General features: G+C 67.8%; 17 protein-coding genes. 10 read left to right on the forward strand and 7 right to left on the reverse strand.

Features of this window, described 5'->3' with window-relative positions; all coding sequences use genetic code 11:
- From H0B43_RS21985 to H0B43_RS22000, 4 genes are all read left to right on the forward strand, one after another.
- Entirely contained in the window at positions 1-897 is an 897-nt protein-coding gene (locus H0B43_RS21985; RefSeq protein WP_185726013.1) for a glutamine amidotransferase family protein, read from the forward strand.
- The gene (locus H0B43_RS21990) at positions 885-1,583 is read left to right on the forward strand and encodes a protein glxC (RefSeq protein WP_185726012.1); all 699 of its coding nucleotides are present in this window, start codon (positions 885-887) and stop codon (positions 1,581-1,583) included. Before H0B43_RS21985 ends, H0B43_RS21990 begins: the two co-directional genes overlap by 13 nt.
- 10 nt (positions 1,584-1,593) lie before the next feature.
- Positions 1,594-2,910, forward strand: a complete 1,317-nt coding sequence (locus H0B43_RS21995) for an FMN-binding glutamate synthase family protein (protein WP_185726011.1) — start codon at positions 1,594-1,596, stop codon at positions 2,908-2,910.
- Positions 2,911-3,013: 103 nt separating this feature from the next.
- Positions 3,014-4,243: an allantoate amidohydrolase gene (locus H0B43_RS22000; protein WP_185726010.1), complete on the forward strand. Its 1,230-nt coding sequence runs from the start codon at positions 3,014-3,016 to the stop codon at positions 4,241-4,243.
- Between the two features lie 37 nt (positions 4,244-4,280).
- Here H0B43_RS22000 and H0B43_RS22005 read toward each other — a convergent pair whose 3' ends face one another.
- Positions 4,281-4,874 carry a TetR/AcrR family transcriptional regulator gene (locus H0B43_RS22005; protein WP_185726009.1) on the reverse strand — a complete coding sequence of 198 codons (594 nt, stop codon included), beginning with the start codon at positions 4,872-4,874 and terminating at the stop codon, positions 4,281-4,283.
- An 80-nt stretch (positions 4,875-4,954) separates the two neighbouring features.
- Here H0B43_RS22005 and H0B43_RS22010 point away from each other — a divergent pair, with 80 nt between their 5' ends.
- Together H0B43_RS22010 and H0B43_RS22015 are read left to right on the forward strand one after the other, a co-directional pair.
- Positions 4,955-5,341 (forward strand): DUF1304 domain-containing protein, encoded by a 387-nt coding sequence (locus H0B43_RS22010; protein WP_185726008.1) that lies wholly within the window; start codon positions 4,955-4,957, stop codon positions 5,339-5,341.
- A 25-nt stretch (positions 5,342-5,366) separates the two neighbouring features.
- The gene (locus tag H0B43_RS22015; RefSeq protein WP_185726007.1) at positions 5,367-6,371 is read left to right on the forward strand and encodes an NADP-dependent oxidoreductase; all 1,005 of its coding nucleotides are present in this window, start codon (positions 5,367-5,369) and stop codon (positions 6,369-6,371) included.
- A 53-nt stretch (positions 6,372-6,424) separates the two neighbouring features.
- Here H0B43_RS22015 and H0B43_RS22020 read toward each other — a convergent pair whose 3' ends face one another.
- From H0B43_RS22020 to H0B43_RS22035, 4 genes are read right to left on the reverse strand one after another with little or no spacing between them, the layout of a single operon-like run.
- Positions 6,425-7,807: an FGGY-family carbohydrate kinase gene (locus H0B43_RS22020; RefSeq protein ID WP_185726006.1), complete on the reverse strand. Its 1,383-nt coding sequence runs from the start codon at positions 7,805-7,807 to the stop codon at positions 6,425-6,427.
- The gene (locus H0B43_RS22025; RefSeq protein ID WP_185726005.1) at positions 7,804-8,727 is read right to left on the reverse strand and encodes a carbohydrate kinase; all 924 of its coding nucleotides are present in this window, start codon (positions 8,725-8,727) and stop codon (positions 7,804-7,806) included. The genes H0B43_RS22020 and H0B43_RS22025 overlap by 4 nt, the downstream gene beginning before the upstream one ends.
- Entirely contained in the window at positions 8,724-10,205 is a 1,482-nt protein-coding gene (locus tag H0B43_RS22030; protein WP_185726004.1) for a mannitol dehydrogenase family protein, read from the reverse strand. Before H0B43_RS22030 ends, H0B43_RS22025 begins: the two co-directional genes overlap by 4 nt.
- A 10-nt stretch (positions 10,206-10,215) precedes the next feature.
- Entirely contained in the window at positions 10,216-11,220 is a 1,005-nt protein-coding gene (locus H0B43_RS22035) for an NAD(P)-dependent alcohol dehydrogenase (protein WP_185729848.1), read from the reverse strand.
- A 151-nt stretch (positions 11,221-11,371) separates the two neighbouring features.
- Between H0B43_RS22035 and H0B43_RS22040 the strand changes: the two genes are divergently transcribed.
- Positions 11,372-12,394, forward strand: a complete 1,023-nt coding sequence (locus H0B43_RS22040; protein WP_185726003.1) for a sugar-binding transcriptional regulator — start codon at positions 11,372-11,374, stop codon at positions 12,392-12,394.
- Between the two features lie 52 nt (positions 12,395-12,446).
- A complete protein-coding gene (locus H0B43_RS22045) occupies positions 12,447-13,772 on the forward strand; it encodes a sugar ABC transporter substrate-binding protein (protein ID WP_185729847.1) in 1,326 nt (441 codons plus the stop codon).
- A gap of 34 nt (positions 13,773-13,806) precedes the next feature.
- On the opposite strand, the gene H0B43_RS41700 is transcribed toward H0B43_RS22045, so the two are convergent.
- Together H0B43_RS41700 and H0B43_RS41705 are read right to left on the reverse strand one after the other, a co-directional pair.
- Complete coding sequence (locus tag H0B43_RS41700; protein ID WP_312033676.1) at positions 13,807-14,124, reverse strand: transposase; 318 nt, start codon at positions 14,122-14,124, stop codon at positions 13,807-13,809.
- 24 nt (positions 14,125-14,148) lie between these two features.
- Complete coding sequence (locus tag H0B43_RS41705) at positions 14,149-14,964, reverse strand: transposase (RefSeq protein ID WP_312033675.1); 816 nt, start codon at positions 14,962-14,964, stop codon at positions 14,149-14,151.
- Positions 14,965-15,071: 107 nt separating this feature from the next.
- On the opposite strand from H0B43_RS41705, the gene H0B43_RS22055 reads away from it, so the two are divergent.
- Together H0B43_RS22055 and H0B43_RS22060 are read left to right on the forward strand one after the other, a co-directional pair.
- Positions 15,072-16,037, forward strand: a complete 966-nt coding sequence (locus H0B43_RS22055; RefSeq protein ID WP_185726002.1) for a carbohydrate ABC transporter permease — start codon at positions 15,072-15,074, stop codon at positions 16,035-16,037.
- A complete protein-coding gene (locus H0B43_RS22060; RefSeq protein ID WP_185726001.1) occupies positions 16,037-16,915 on the forward strand; it encodes a carbohydrate ABC transporter permease in 879 nt (292 codons plus the stop codon). The genes H0B43_RS22055 and H0B43_RS22060 overlap by 1 nt, the downstream gene beginning before the upstream one ends.
- The last annotated feature ends 6 nt before the right edge of the window (positions 16,916-16,921 follow it).

Raw genomic sequence — 16,921 nt, forward strand, 5'->3', positions numbered from 1 at the left:
ATGTGTGGAATCGTCGGACTTCACCTGCGTGAGCCGTCCCTCTACCCACAACTCGGCGCCCTGCTCACCGACATGCTCGGGCAGATGTGCGACCGCGGACCCGATTCCGCAGGCATGGCAATCTACGGTGACACGACGTGGTCCCCGGTCGGCGAGTCCACGGTCTCGCTGCTCGACTGCCCCATCCCCGCAGCGGAACTCGCCGCGACGCTGTCCGCGTCGCTCGATACCACCGTCACCGGCATCGACCTGTCTCCGACGACGGTCCTGCACGGCGTCGTCGGTGCGGAGGATCTCGCAGCGGCCGTCCGCAGCGTGGTGCCGTCGGCACGGGTCATCGGATTCGGCGACGACTTGACCGTCCTCAAGGGCGTCGGAAACCCCATCGACCTGGCGCACCGGTTCGGTCTTCCGTCGGCGAGCGGCTGGCAGGGTGTCGCCCACACCCGGATGGCCACCGAGTCCGCCGTGACCGCCGAGGGGTCGCACCCGTTCTCCGTCGGTCCCGACGAGTGCCTGGTGCACAACGGGTCGTTCTCGAACCACATGACCATCAAGCATCAGCTCGAACGCGACGGCGTCGTGTTCGACAGCGCCAACGACACCGAGGTCGGGGCACGTTTCGTCGCCAAACAGCTCGCCGAGGGCGTCGACCTGGAAAAGGCGCTGCTGATGCTCAACGAGACGTTCGACGGCTTCTACACCCTCCTCGTGTCGACCGCCGACTCGTTCGCCGTGGTCCGGGACGCCATCTCCTGCAAGCCCGCCGTCATCGCCGAGACCGACCAGTGGGTCGCGATGGCCTCCGAATACCGCGCCCTGGCGAACCTGCCCGGCGTCGACAACGCCCGAATCTTCGAGCCCGAACCGGAAGAGGTGTACGTATGGCACCGGTAGCCACCACAGAAGCAACCGTCCTCGATTTCGCGACGTCGAGCACCCGGGCCGTCAACGAGCGTCTCTCCTCGCCCGAGGCGCCGAAGGCGGTCACGGTCACCGGACCCCAGGGGGCGCACGCGCTCGCCTGCGGCCTCGATTCGGACATCGACGTCACCATCGCGGGGCACGTCGGCTACTACTGCGCCGGCATGAACCAGCAGGCCACGGTGACCGTCACCGGCAACGCCGGCGTCGGTGTCGCCGAGAACATGATGTCGGGCACGGTGCACGTCAAGGGCGATGCGTCCCAGTCCGCGGGTGCCACCGCCCACGGCGGACTCCTCGTCATCGACGGCAACGCCGCCGCCCGGTGCGGGATCTCGATGAAGGGCGTCGACATCGTCGTCGGCGGCAACATCGGGCACATGTCCGCGTTCATGGGTCAGGCCGGCCGACTCGTCGTCCTCGGCGACGCCGGCGAGGCGCTCGGCGACTCGCTGTACGAGGCCCGGATCTACGTCCGCGGCACCGTCGCGTCCCTCGGCGCCGACTGCATCAAGAAGGACATGCGTGAGGAGCACCTGACCGAACTGCGGGAACTGCTCGACGCCGCCGGTTTCGACGCCGACCCGTCCGAGTTCACCCGCTACGGCTCCGCCCGCCAGCTCTACAACTTCCACGTCGACAACGCCAGCGCGTACTAGGAGAACCATCATGAACACCCCGAACCCGGCCCTGCGCGAATCGGCGACGTTCGACCGCGGCGTCATCTCCGAGATCCAGCGGGCCGCCGAGACCGGCATCTACGACATCCGCGGGTGGGGTGCCAAGCGGAAGCTGCCCCACTTCGACGACCTGCTGTTCCTCGGGGCGTCGATGTCGCGGTACCCGCTCGAGGGCTATCGCGAGAGGTGCGACACCGACGTCGTGCTCGGTGACCGCAACGCGAAGTTCCCGCTGCACCTCGACATCCCGATCACCATCGCAGGCATGAGTTTCGGGGCGCTGTCCGGGCAGGCGAAGGAGGCCCTCGGCCGCGGCGCCAGCGAGGTCGGTACGTCCACCACCACCGGTGACGGCGGCATGACCCCGGAGGAGCGTGGGCAGTCGAAGAACCTGGTCTACCAATACCTTCCGTCGCGGTACGGGATGAACCCGGACGATCTGCGCAAGGCCGACGCCATCGAGATCGTCCTCGGCCAGGGCGCCAAGCCCGGCGGCGGCGGAATGCTGCTCGGACAGAAGATCACCGAACGCGTCGCCGGGATGCGCACCCTGCCCATGGGCGTCGACCAGCGGTCCGCGTGCAGGCACCCCGACTGGACCGGACCCGACGACCTCGCCATCAAGATCATCGAACTGCGCGAGATCACCAACTGGGAGAAGCCGATCTACATCAAGGTCGGCGCCACCCGTACCTACTATGACGTCAAGCTCGCCGTGAAGGCAGGTGCCGACGTCGTGGTGGTCGACGGAATGCAGGGTGGTACCGCCGCCACCCAGGACGTGTTCATCGAGCACGTCGGCATCCCCACCCTCGCCGCGATCCCGCAGGCGGTCCAGGCGCTGCAGGAACTGGGCGTGCACAGGAAGGTGCAGCTCATCGTGTCGGGCGGCATCCGCAGCGGCGCGGACGTCGCCAAGGCAATGGCCCTCGGGGCGGATGCCGTCGCGATCGGCACCGCCGCCCTGATCGCGTTGGGCGACAACAGTCCCCGCTACGCGAAGCAGTACGAGGCACTCGGCTCCGCGGCCGGGTTCTACGACGACTTCCAGGCCGGCAAGGACCCCGCCGGCATCACCACGCAGGACCCGGAGCTGTCGAAGAACCTCGACCCCGTCGAGGCCGGCCGCCGCCTCGCCAACTACCTGCGGGTGCTCACCATGGAGGCGCAGACCCTCGCCCGCGCCTGCGGTAAGTCGCACCTGCGCAACCTCGAACCCGAGGACCTCGTCGCCCTCACCGTCGAGGCGTCCGCCATGGCCCGTGTGCCCCTCGCCGGCACCACCTGGATTCCGGGCGCCCTGTAGGCGGCTCCGCCGCCCGTGCGCCTTTTTGGTAGCTGGAACAACCAGAAAGGCGCACGGGCGCGAAGCGCCTGTCAGCCCGAACTATGAATAGAGGACCGAGAACATGACATCCTTCGATTCGCTGTGGGCCAGCATCCTCGATGTGGGACAGCACAAGTCGACACGGGGATACCGCCGATTCGCGTGGAACGACGCCGACCTGACACTGCGCGAATGGTTCGGCGACTGCGCCCGGCAGCGGGGGATGAGCGTCGAGGAAGACCGCAACGGCAACCTGTGGGCGTGGTGGATGCCCGAGGGGTGGTCGGGTGATCCCCGCGACGCGTTCGTCACCGGATCGCACCTCGATTCGGTACCCGACGGCGGCGCCTACGACGGACCCCTCGGGGTGGTGTCCGCGTTCGCCGCCATCGACCTGGTCCGCGAGCGGGGGATCGTGCCGACGCGACCGGTGGCGGTCGCCGCGTTCTCCGACGAGGAGGGCGCCCGGTTCGGCGTCGCCTGCGTCGGCTCGCAACTGTCCACCGGTGCGGTGACACCCGCACGGGCACTCGCGCTGCGGGACAACGACGGCATCAGCCTGGGCGAGGCCCTGATCGGCGCCGGCCGCGACCCGCACCATCTCGGCGAGGACCCCGACCTCGTCGATCGCGTCGGGGTGTACGTCGAACTGCACGTCGAGCAGGGGCGGGCCCTCGACCTGATCGACAGTCCCATCGCTGTCGCCTCCTCGATCTGGCCGCACGGCCGGTGGCAGTTCGTGTTCTCCGGGGAGGCGAACCATGCCGGCGCGACCCGGCTCGTCGATCGTCGCGACCCGATGCTCGCGTTCGCGTCGTCCGTGCACACCGCCCGAACCGCGGCGACGCTCCACGAGGCGGTCGCGACGTTCGGCAAGGTTCGGGTACTTCCGAACGGCGCCAACGCGATTCCGTCGGAGGTGCGCGCCTGGCTCGACGCTCGCGCCGCCGACGAGGACACGCTGACCAGGCTGGTGCAGCAGATCACCGCGGAGGCGCAGGCCTACGCGGCGGCCGACGGCGTCGGTCTCGAGGTCGACGCCGAATCGGTGACGCCGATCGTCGAGTTCCCGCACTCCGCCCGGGAACGGTTGCGCCGCTCCCTCGCCCACCTCGGGGACATCCCCGTCCTCCCCACCGCCGCCGGACACGACGCCGGCATCCTGTCGGCGAAAGTCCCCACCGCGATGATGTTCGTCCGCAACCCCACCGGTGTGTCCCACTCGCCCGACGAGTTTGCCGAAGCGGACGACTGCAACCGCGGCGCCGAAGCGTTGGCCGACGTCATGGCCGACTGGGTCACCGCCATGTGAGTGGCAATGTGTCCCGGGCACACGTTTGCCGCTCACGTCAGGGGGAGCGCCGCCATTCCTGCAGTTGCTCGATGGCTGTGTTCGCGACGGCGACGGCCTCGTCGCGGTTGACCCGCGACAGCAGGAGCGCGCTGACGGACAAGGATGTCAGGAGCCGGGTTCGGTGCTGGAGGGTGGCGGCGGAGGCGTCCGGGTCCTGGGCCCGGAGTGCATGGGCGAGTGCCGCGGACAGTTCACTTTGGTACGCGTCGACGACGGACCGTTGCGTGTCGTCGTGTGCCGCGAAGCCGGCGGCGCTGTTGAGGAGGAGGCAGCCGCGGCCGGGGGCGTCGTCGGGGAGGGCGGCGAGGGCGGCGGCGAGGCCGCGGTAATAGCGCTCGGCCGCGTCGGGACGGGTGGGTTCGTCGGTCAGGACGCGGAGGCGGGGGCGCACCACGCGGTCGAGGTAGTCGTGCACGGCGGCGTCGAACAGTCCGCGTTTGCTGGTGAACGCGTGGTACAGACTCGACCGATTCAATCCCGTGACGCGTTCGAGTTCGGGTATCGACGTGGCTTCGAAGCCCTTGTCCCAGAACAGGTCGCGGGCGTGGCCGATCACCTCGGCCGTGTCGAAATCCTGCGTGCGCGGCATGACGGTCCTCACTCATGGTTGTGAAACGACCATTTCAGTATATATTGAAATGGTCAGTTCAGAACGAGGAGGAGTTTCGTATGGTTGCCGCAGGTCTTGTTCTTGCCGCACTCGCCAGTGCGCTCCACGTCTACATCTTCGTGCTCGAGTCCGTCCTCTGGACCGCTCCGCGCACTCGCGCGACGTTCGGGACCAGCGTCGAAGAGGCCGGCGCCACCAAGGAACTTGCCTTCAACCAGGGCTTCTACAACCTCTTCCTGGCGATCGTGACGGCGGTCGGCATCGTGGCCGTGATCATCGGCGCGACCGCCGTCGGTGCGGCACTGATCTTCGCCGGCGCGGGGTCCATGCTGCTTGCCGCGCTCGTCCTGCTGCTGTCCTCGCCCGACAAGGCCCGGGCGGCGATCACCCAGGGAATGCTGCCGCTGCTCGCCATCGTCCTCCTCGCGCTCGGACTGGCGCTGTGACCGCAGAAGCAACGAAAGGAACACCGTGACCTCCAGCACCCAGATCCAGCTGATCACCCGCCCGGTGGGCTGGCCCACCCAGGACGATTTCCGCACCGTCACCGTCGAATTGCCCGACCTCGGGCCCGATCAGGTGCGCGTGGCCAACGAGTTCACGTCCGTCGACCCCTACATGCGCGGTCGGATGAACGACGTGAAGTCGTACATCCCGCCGTTCGCGCTGGGCGAGACCATGACCGGTGGTGCAGTCGGCCGGGTCGTCGAATCCACCGCAGCCACCCACCCGGTCGGCTCGGTCGTCGTTCACGACCTCGGGTGGCGCGACGTCGCGCAGGGCGACGCCTCGGCGTTCCGCGTGGTCGACGAGATTCCGGGAGTGCCGATCTCGGCCTACCTGGGGATTCTCGGCCTGACCGGACTCACCGCCTACGTCGGCCTCGTGCACATCGCCCACCTGAAGCCCGGTGACTCGGTCTTCATCTCCGGAGCCGCGGGCGCGGTGGGGACCGCCGCTGGGCAGATCGCACGACTCGAGGGCGCCTCCCGCGTCATCGGCTCCGCCGGGTCCGCGGAAAAGGTCGCGCTGCTCACCGAGAAGTACGGGTACAGCGCCGCGTTCGACTACAAGCAGGCACCCGTGCGCGAGCAGTTGCGCGAGATCGCCGGTGACGGCATCGACGTCTACTTCGAGAACGTCGGCGGCGACCACCTCGAGGCGGCTCTCGACGTCATGCGTCCCGGCGGGCGGGCCGCACTGTGCGGCGCGATCTCCGCGTACAACGCCACCGAGCGCACGCCGGGCCCGGACAACATGGTGAACATCATCAGCCGCGGGCTCACCCTTCAGGGCTTCACCCTCGGCAACTACACACACCTGTTTCCCGAATTCGCCGCCAAGATGGGACCGTGGCTCGCATCCGGCGACGTGGTGCACGACGAGACCGTTGTCGACGGCATCGAAAACTCGGTCGACGCGTTTCTGCAGCTCATGCGGGGTGCGAACGTCGGGAAGATGCTGGTGAAGGTGTAACCACCCGTGCGCCTTTTTGGTAGCTGGAGCAACCAGAAAGGCGCACAGGCGCGTCAGCGCCTCACGGACGCATACCGCTCCCGGACGCCGGGTGCGGGATCGGCCTCGAAACGCCGGGTGGACGTCTGACTCCACCGGGGCGGTTCGGGGGTTCCGGCCAGGGTCCAGGCTGCCTGCCTGCAGGCGCCGATCGCGACGTACTCCGCCGGTTGCGGCACGAGGACCGGGGCGCCGAAGATTGCCGGCGCGAGTTCGCACAGTGCCCGGGAGCGGGCGCCGCCGCCGACGAGGAGGATGCGCCGCACCGACACGCCCTGGGCGGTGAGGTGGTCGATGCCGTCGGCCAGGCCGCACAGCAGTCCCTCGACCGCAGCCCGGGCGAGGTGGGCGGGGGTCGAATTGGCCAGCCGCAGTCCGGCGATGGTGCCGGTGGCGTTCGGGCGGTTCGGGGTGCGCTCGCCCTCCAGATACGGCACCATCACCAGGCCGTCGCTGCCGGACGGTGCGGACAGCGCCAGCCTCGACAACTCGTCGTGATCGACGCCCAGCAGGGAGGCGGTCGCGTCGAGTACCCGGGCCGCGTTGAGCGTGCACACGAGGGGCAGTTGGCGGCCGGTGGCGTCGGCGAAACCGGCGACGAATCCGCCCGGGTCGTTCGCGGGTGTCACGGACACCGCGGACACCACCCCCGAGGTTCCCACGGAGACGACGACGTCGCCTTCCCGCGCGTCGAGTGCCAGTGCGGCAGCAGCATTGTCGCCGGTGCCGGGACCGACGACTGCACCCCACTCGGTTTCGCCGATCCGCTCGGCCGGTGCGGCGACCCGCGGCACGGTGGGGGTGCGCCCGCGCAACGCCAGCGACAGCAGGTCGGGACGGTAGGAATCGGTTGCGGCGGAATAGTATCCGGTGCCGCTGGCGTCGCCGCGGTCGGTGGCCAGTGCGTCGAGATCGGTTCTGCCGGTGAGCTGCCGGCCGAGCCAGTCGTGGGGCAGGCACACCGCGGAGGTCCGGTCGGCGTTCGCCGGTTCGGCATCGGCCAGCCAGCGCAGCTTGCTGACGGTGATCGCGGCCAGGGGTACCACACCCACGGCGTCCGCCCACGCGTCCGGCCCGCCGAGGTCGTCCACCAACTGCGCGGCGGCCTCGGCGGAGCGAGTGTCGTTCCACAGCAAGGCGGGACGCACCACGGTGCCGGTGTCGTCGAGGCAGACCATGCCGTGCTGCTGCGCCCCCACCGACACCGCCGCGACGTCGTCGAGGCCGCCGGCCGCGGCGATGGCGCCGTCGAGTGCGGTTGCCCACGCCTGCGGGTCGACTTCGGTGCCGTCCGGGTGCGACGCCCGGCCCTCGCGGACGAGTTCACCGGTGTCGGCGTCACAGACGATCACCTTGCACGCCTGGGTAGACGAGTCGATTCCGGCGACGAGAGTCATTGCCGGACCCCGGCGGCGCGGTCGAGTGTGTCGCGGGTGGGGAGGTCGGCGCCGGCCCGCGCGACCGTGAGTCCCGACGTGAGCACGGCGTTGTCGAGTACGTTGCGTAACTCGTCCGGTTCGATCGCGTGCAGCGCCGCCCGGCTCTCGGCGCCGAGGAACCCGTGCGCCCAGAACCCGTCGAGGAGTCCGGCCATGAATGCGTCACCCGCGCCGACGGTGTCGACCACCTCGACCGGCCGGGCCGCGACCTCGACGAGTCCGGCAGCGCAGACCGCGAACGCGCCCTCGGCGCCCCGCGTCACCGCGACCATCGCCGGTCCGCGGGACAGCCAGTCGCGGGCGATGTCGACGGGATCCCGGTCGCCGTCGTACCAGCGGAGGTCCTCGTCGCTGACCTTGACGATGTCCGACATCGTCACCAGGTGTTCGATCCGCCGCAGGGCTCGTTCCCTGTCGGTGATCAGGACGGGTCGTACGTTGGGGTCGTAGCTGAGGGTCGCGGAGGATCGGCGGCGATCGAGCATGTCGGCGACCACGTCGCATCCCGGTTCCATCACGGCGGCAATGGAACCGGTGTGGACCAGCGTCGGGGCCGACGCGCCGCTGGGGGAGGGGAGATCCCATTCGATGTCGAACTCGTAGGTGGCCGCGCCCGCGGAATCGAGGGTGGCGTGCGCCGTCGCCGTCCGCTCGGCGGTGACGCTGCCGGGTGCGAGGCTCACTCCCGACTCCTCGAGGTGCCGGACGATCGACCAGCCCCGCGTGTCGTCGCCGATCCGGGTGACGAACTCGACCGGGCGGCCGAGGCGGCCGAGACCGACCGCGACGTTGAGGGGACTGCCGCCGACGTATTCGGTGGTGGCGCCGGCGCTTGCCGTGACGATGTCGATGAGGGCTTCACCGATGACCAGACTCATGACTGCACCTTCTCACGCAGAGCCTCGAGTGTCTTCCGTGCGCCGACGCCGTGCAGCGAGTCGAGCGCCCAGAGATACGCGGTGACGAAGCGGGGGTTCTCGGCCAGATCACCGAAGACCGATCGGTTCTCGATGAACGCGGTGCGGTTCTCGTGCTGGCTGCGTGCGATCGGCACGAGCGAATCCTTCAACTGGTCGACGACGTCGATGGGCTCGCCGTCCTCGTCGACTCCCTCGGCATACCGGGCCCAGCTGGCCACGATCGCGGCCGACAGCCGGATGGGCCGGTCGGCGATCAGGTTCTCGCGGATCACCGGCAGCAGCCATTTCGGGATGCGGTCGGACGATTCGGCGCACAGGCGGGCGACGGTATCGCGGATCTCGGGGTTGGAGAAGCGTTCGATGAGGGTGCGCTTGTAGTCGTCGAGGTCGACGCCCGGCACCGGCCGCAACGTGGGGGTGGCCTCGTCGTCCATATACGCCAGCAGGAAGTCGGCGAACAGTGGGTCCTGCGCGACGTCGTGCACGAGACGGTATCCCGACAGGTAGCCGAAGTAGCAGAGGCCCTGGTGGCTCGCGTTGAGCAGGCGCAGTTTCATCAGCTCGTACGGTGCGACGTCGTCGACCACCTGCACGCCCACCTCCTCGAACGCCGGACGGCCGAGCGGGAAGGCATCCTCGAGCACCCACGAGGTGAACGGTTCGGCGGCGACCGGCCACCGGTCGTCGATGCCGAACCGCGACGACAGCGCGTCCGTCACCTCGGGTGTGGTGACGGGAGTGATGCGGTCGACCATCGAGTTGGGGAACGACGTCTCGGCGCGCATCCACTCGGCGAGGTCCGGGTCCTTCAACTCCGCGTACGCCAGGAACATCCGTCGCGCCACGTCGCCGTTGCCCTGAATGTTGTCGCAGGACATGACGGTCGGCGACGGCAACCCGCGTGCCCGGCGCCGGGCCAGTGCCTCGACGACGAGTCCGAACGTGGTCCGCGGAGCGGCGCCGTCGGCGAGATCGTGCACGACGTCCGGGTTCTCGGCGTCGAACTCGCCCGTGTCGTGGGTGAAGTTGTAGCCGCCCTCAGTGATCGTCAGCGAGACGATCTTCGTGGTCTCCGCGGCGATCTTCTCGATGACCGCTTCGGGGTCGTCGGGGGCGAAGAGATAGTCGACGATCGACCCGATGACGCTGACGTCCCAGGTGCCGTCGGAATGCCGCAGCGCAAGGGTATACAAGCCGTCCTGCGCGTCCAGGACGTCCTTCATGCGCCGGTCCCCGGGCAGCACCCCGACACCGCAGATCCCCCATTCTCGGGCCTCCCCGCGTCGCAGCAGCCGGTCGACGTACATCGCCTGATGCGCGCGGTGGAAGCCGCCTACACCGAAATGCACTACCCCGACGGTGATGTCGCGTCGATCGTAATTCGGCACCTGCACGGTGTCGTCCAACTGCTGCAGTGCGTGCGCGCTCAGTTGCATCGGTCTTTCCTCATTCCTGGACGCGCACGACGGCCTTGAGGCTGCCCGGCGTCCGGTCTGCGTTCAGTGCGTGCTCCGCCTCGGAGAGCGGAAATCTTCCGGTGACCATCGCATCGAGGTCGACCCGCCCCGACCGTGCGAGCGCGATGGCCGTCGGCCAGGTGTTGGCGTAGCGGAACACCCCGGTCAGCAACAACTCTCGGTTCTGGATGGTCTGGACGGGCAGGGTCATCTCGGCGGCGCCCATGCCCACGAGCACCACGGATCCCGCGGGCCGGACGGCCCGGATCCCGGCCAGGACGGCGGCGGGAGCGCCGGACGCGTCGACGAACGCGTCCACGTGAAGTCCCGCGACGTCCTGCTCACGCGGGTCGAGCACCGCGGTGGCCCCGAATTTCGTTGCGACGTCGCGCCGCCGCGGATCGAGATCCGAAACGAAGACCTCGGTGGCACCGAACGCGAGCGCGGTCTGCACCGTCGCGATCCCGATCGGTCCCGCGCCGGCGATCAGGACGCGGGAACCGGCCGTCACGCCGGCCTTGCGGGTGGTGGCTATCGCGACGGACAGCGGTTCGCACAGCGCGGCCGCGTCCTCGGACATCTCGTCCGGAATCGGGTGGGCGAACGCCGAGCCGATGGTCACGTACTCGGCGAGCGCCCCGTCGATCGGCGGGGTGGCATAGAACTGCATGTGCGGGCACAGGTTGTAGAGGCCGCGACGCGATTCGTCGGAGTCCGGGTCGGGCCGCTGCGGTTCGATGGAGACGCGCTGCCCGATCCGCTGCGCATCGATTCCGGGGCCGACGCCGACGACGGTGCCCGACGCCTCGTGGCCCAGCACGATCGGCTGATCGACCACGAAGTCCCCGATCCGGCCCTCGCGGTAGTAGTGCGTGTCCGATCCGCAGACGCCCACCGACGCCACCCGGATCAGAACGTCCCCGGGCCCGGGGGTGGGCACGGGGCGTTCCCGGATCTCGATCGCGCCCGGTTCGACGAGCACGCTGGCGCGCATCGTCCTGGGGATATCCGACGGGAGTGTTGTGTGGGTCACACTTCGATGCTAGCGTATTGAGCAGATGAACGCATAGTGATCATTTGCTCACGGTTTCCCGAGGCTCCGGAAGACACGCTCGACGGGCTCGGGATCATGGCGAGGAGAACCAGTGACGTCCCCCAATCCGACGGCCCCGACGCCGTCCCTCATCGCGGCGCCACCGCCGTCCACCACGGAGGATCTGCGCCTGGCGTTGCGCGCGGCAACGCTGTATTACCTGGACGGAATGACTCAGGCCGAGGTCGCCACGCGCCTCGGTGTCTCCCGCCCGACGGCGGGCAGGCTGGTGGCCCGCGCCCGCGCCCAGGGCCTGGTGCGCATCGAGGTGCAGGCCCCCGCGCATTTGCGCGACGCGCTGCGCTCGGACGAGGAGCGTGCGCTCGAGGAGAAGTACGGACTCGTCGAGGCGGTGGTGGTCGCCGACTCCGTCGACGCCGCGGGATCGATCGACGACCACAACAGCTTCGCCGGGGTCGGACGTGCCGCCGCGTCCCTGCTGGTCCGCCGGATCCGTGAGGGCGACACCCTCGGCTTCACATGGGGGCCCGAAACGGTCGCCGTCGCGCAGGGGTTGCCGTCCGGGGCAGCCACGTGCGCGTCCGTCGTGCAACTCGACGGCTCGGTGAGTGCCATCAACTACCAGACCGGAACCGAGTACGTCCTCGGGAGATGCGCAGAACAACTGCAGGCCAACACTGTTCGTCTCCCCGTTCCGCTGTACGCCGACGCGTCGACCGTGGTATCCATGCGGGGCGACTCGGTCATCTCGAAGGCCCTCGAGGCCGGCCGCACCGCGGAGATGATGATGTTCGGCACGGGCGCCGTCTCCACGTCGACCACCCTGTTCGAGGGCAGCTTCATCGACACGGACATGCTGTCCGTGCTCACCGGCCTCGGCGCGGTTGGCGAGGTCGGTGGCCGCTTCTATCGGCTCGACGGCACCGAGGTCGCCGGCCCGCTCGATGAACGGGCCATGTCCGTTCCGCTCGACGACATCCGCGCGTGCGAGGGATCGATCCTCGTCACGGGTGGCGTCGCCAAACACCACGCGGCACTGGGTGCCCTCCACGGCGGACTGGCCAAGATGCTGGTCTGCGACATCGAATGCGCGCGTTGGCTGCTCGATCAGTAGCACCACGCAAGAGAGGTGAAGATCGGTGAAGAAACACAGAAAACCGGCAACGATGCTGGTGGCAGGCGCGGGAGCGCTGTGCCTCACGCTCAGCGGATGCGCGGGCGCCGGATCGCTGGGAGCGTCGGATCAGACCATCACCATCGCGATGGTCTCCAATTCGCAGATGCAGGACGCCCGCAAGCTCGCCTCGCAGTTCGAGGAGGAGAACCCGGACATCGACCTGAAGTTCGTCACGTTGTCCGAGAACGAGGCTCGCGCGAAGATCACCGCGTCGACCGCGACGGGCGGCGGCGAATTCGACGTCGTGATGATCAGCAACTACGAGACCCCGCAGTGGGCCAAGTACGGCTGGCTGAAGAATCTGTCGCAGTACGCGCAGGCCACCGAGGGGTACGACGAGGCCGACTTCATTCCGAGCCTGCGGGAGTCCCTGTCGTACGAGGGGAACATGTACTCGGTGCCGTTCTACGGTGAGTCTTCGTTCCTGATGTACCGCAAGGACCTGTTCGAGCAGGCCGGAATCACCCTGTCGGAGAAGCCGACCTGGGCCGAGGTCGCCGCCGCTGCGAAGCAGCTCGACAGCGACGACATGGCGGGAATCTGCCTGCGCGGCAAGCCGGGCTGGGGTGAGCTGCTCGCCCCGCTGGACACCGTCATCAACACGTTCGGCGGCCGGTGGTACGACGAGAACTGGAACGCCCAGCTCACCAGTCCCGAGGTCGAACGGGCCGTGCAGTTCTACGTCGACCTCGTGCGCGAGCACGGTGAGCCCGGCGCCGCGACGAGCGGATTCGGTGAATGCGCCACACAGTTGTCGCAGGGCCATGTCGCCATGTGGTACGACTCGACGTCCGCCGTGTCCACGCTGGAGGATCCGACGTCGAGCGCCGTGGTCGGCAAGATCGGCTACGCGCCCGCCCCGATCGAGGTGAAGGACAACTCCGGCTGGCTGTACAGCTGGTCGCTGGGAATCCCCGAGAGCAGCGAGAATCCCGATGCGGCGTGGAAGTTCATCTCGTGGATGACCGACAAGCAATACATACGCACGGTCGGCGAGGACCTGGGCTGGGAGCGGGTGCCTCCGGGAAGCCGGTTGTCGACGTACGAGATTCCCGAGTACAAGGAAGCCTCGGCCGCCTACGGACCGCTCACGCTCGAGGCGATCGAGAACGCGACCCCGGATGCACCCACCGTGCAACCGGTTCCGTACACCGGCGTGCAGTTCCTGGCGATCCCGGAGTTCCAGGACCTCGGAACCCGCGTCAGCCAGCAGATCAGCGCGGCGATCGCCGGACAGCAGACCGTGCCCGAGGCGCTCGCCCAGGCACAGCAATACGCAGAGGTGGTCGGCGCGACCTACCGGGAGGAACGTTAGCGGTTCCCTTGCCTGACGGCATGGGATTTCACGCTCAGAGAGCACACACATCCGACCCGAAGGAGGAATGCACATGTCTGACGTCGTCAACACGAGTGTGGCCCCGCTCTGCCACAGCCAGAATCACCCTGGCAGCGTTCCTGTCCCGGCAGTCGCTGAATCCACACTGCTGGCACAAAAAGACTCGTTCCGCGAGCCCGAGTCGTTGCTTGGCTCTCGCGAAACAACTCGAACACGTCATCGTCGTGTACGCGGGCTGTACCAACACCACACTCCGGCCGGTCCGCACAGCACGTTCGATCAGTTCCCGCTTCGCGGCACCGATCGCCGCATCCGCGGCCTTACGGGCCACGTTGGACCTTGTAAAAAATTTGGGTCAGAAGTCCTCGACGGCGATCAGGTGATGGCTGTCGACGACTCCCTTGGCCCAAACCCTCGAATCGTGCCGAGCTTGCCTGGCGGCCTTCTTCTGCAACTTGGCGGCTTTCCTGCGGGCGCGTTGGTACCCGTTGGACTGAGGACCACGCGTGCCGCTGTGGCGCCGCGCCATCGTCCGCTGGGCCCTGCCAAGCTCTGCGGAACAACGCTTGCGATGTCCGAGATATGGCAAGTCGAACGCCGAGTTCGTGGTCGTGGCGGTAACGGATACACCCCAGTCGATTCCGATGCCACTATCCTCAACAATGGCGGGGACGGGGGTGGTGTCGCGCCGCACTACGAACGAGGCGTACCAATGACCGAGCGAATTTCGGTGCACGCGGACGCTTGTAGGCTCGGAAGGCAGTTCCCGAGACCAGACAATCGGTACAACGATACCCTTGGCCAGGCACAGTCGACCGTCACGAAGTGTGAATCCTCGGGACGTGTACTCGAGTGTTGGGAGCGAGTTTCGGCGCGCCTTGAACGTCGGTCGCCCGCGACCCTTCACCGTGAACGAATGCTCCAGCGATTGCGCGTATGTCCGCAGCGTCTGCTGTTGAGGGACTTGCGCGCCCTCACACAACCATCCATTGCGGCTGCGGGCATCGGTAAGCAGCTTTCCGAGCCTGGCGAACGTTGGCCTGCGGCCGGATTTCTGTTGCTGCACCGCCTCGTTCCACAAGTACCGGCACCGGTGCCACTCGGACTCGAGCGCACGCTGTGCCTGCGCGCCGGGCCGGAGCCGGTAGCTGTATCGCACGATTTCTTCCACAGCACAACAGTAATCAGGAGCACCGACATGTACCTACGCCGCACACCCCGCATGTGCACGAGCGGCCTTCCTGCCTCGGAGGATTGGGTATCCGCCCGTGAGTCCCGATGACAACCATCGCCGAGAAACCCACCGCGGACGGCACTGCCGACCGGGTGCGGCAACTGCGGGAGGCCAAGGACGACAGCGTTTCCCGGGCCGAGGGATGGCGTCGACGGGGGCCGTTGCTGCCCGCGCTGATCTTCATGATCGTGGTGACCCAGATCCCGTTCCTGTTCACGCTGTACTACTCGACGCAGTCCTGGAACCTGGTGCGGCCGGGTTCGCAGGCCTTCGTCGGCCTGCAGAACTACGTGGACGTGTTCAAGGACAGCCAGTTCCGTGAGGTCGCGGTCAACACGGTGATCCTGATCGTCGGAACCGTGCTGATCTCGGTGGTGCTGGGTCTGCTGCTCGCGCTGTTGCTCGACCGCGCCTTCCTGGGCCGCGGCATCGTCCGCACCCTCCTCATCACCCCGTTCCTCGTGACGCCCGTCGCCGGTGCGCTGCTGTGGAAGACGACGATGTTCGACCCGGTGTTCGGCATCGTCAACTTCGTGCTCTCCCCGTTCGGGGTGGGACAGGTCGACTGGGTCAGCAAGTTTCCGCTCCCCGCGGTCATGGTGAACCTGGTGTGGCAGTGGACGCCGTTCATGATGCTGCTGATCCTGGCCGGCCTGCAGTCGATGCCGCGCGACATCCTCGAGGCGGCGCGGGTGGACGGCGCCAAGCCGTTCGCGATGTTCCGGGAACTGACGCTCCCGCATCTGCGCCGGTTCATCGAACTCGGTGCGGTGCTGGGCGCGATCTACCTGATCAACACGTTCGACGCCATCTACATGATGACCCAGGGTGGGCCCGGCACCGCCAGTGCGAACCTTCCCTTCTACATCTACCAGCGCGCATTCCTCGGTTTCGACATCGGGCAGGCCGCCGCGATGGGCGTCATCGTCGTGATCGCGACGATGATCGTCGCTACCCTGGCGTTGCGCCTGATCTTCAAGAGCTTTACCGGTAACGAGGAGGCAGCGTGATGACTACCGACACTGCGGCGGCCCCGGTGGAGTCCACCCCCGCCGTCCCGGAGACGAAGCGGGCACGCAAGCACCGCAAGTTCAGCCCGTGGAGTGTGGTGGCCTGGATCGTGGCGCTCGGGTTCTTCTTCCCGGTGGCCTGGATGGTGCTCACCGCGTTCAAGCAGGAGGGCGACGCCTACACGAGTCCGCCGAAGCTGTTCTTCACCCCGACGCTCGACCAGTTCAAGGCCGTTCTCGACAGCGGAGTCGGCACGGCGCTGCTGAATTCGGCGTTCGCGACCGCCATGTCGACCATCCTCGTGTTGGTGCTCGGTGTGCCGGCGGCGTTCGCGCTGTCGCTGCGTCCGGTACGGAAGACGAAGGACGCCCTGTTCTTCTTCATCAGCACCAAGATGCTCCCGATCGTGGCCGCGATCATCCCGCTGTACGTGATCGTCAACGACATCGGTCTGCTCGACAACATCTGGGCGCTGGTCATCCTGTACACGGCGATGAACGTCCCCATCGCGGTGTGGATGATGCGCTCGTTCTTCCTCGAGGTGCCGGGTGAACTGCTCGAGGCCGCGAGTATGGACGGCGCGAGCCTGTGGACGTCGGTGCGTGAGGTGATTCTCCCGCTCGTCTCACCCGGCATCGCGGCCACCGCGCTGATCTGCGTGATCTTCTCGTGGAACGAATTCTTCTTCGCGGTCAACCTCACCGCCGTGCAGGCGCAGACGGTTCCGGTGTTCCTCGTCGGCTTCATCACCGGTGAGGGTCTGTACTGGGCCCGGCTTTCCGCCGCCGCCACGCTGGCGGCGCTCCCGGTCATCCTGGCCGGTTGGGTCGCGCAGAACAAACTCGTCCGCGGCCTGTCCTTCGGCGCGATCAAATGATCACCC

Origin of the sequence: Rhodococcus sp. 4CII, from assembly GCF_014256275.1 — a bacterium.
GTDB classification, from domain to species: Bacteria; Actinomycetota; Actinomycetes; order Mycobacteriales; family Mycobacteriaceae; genus Rhodococcus_F; species Rhodococcus_F wratislaviensis_A.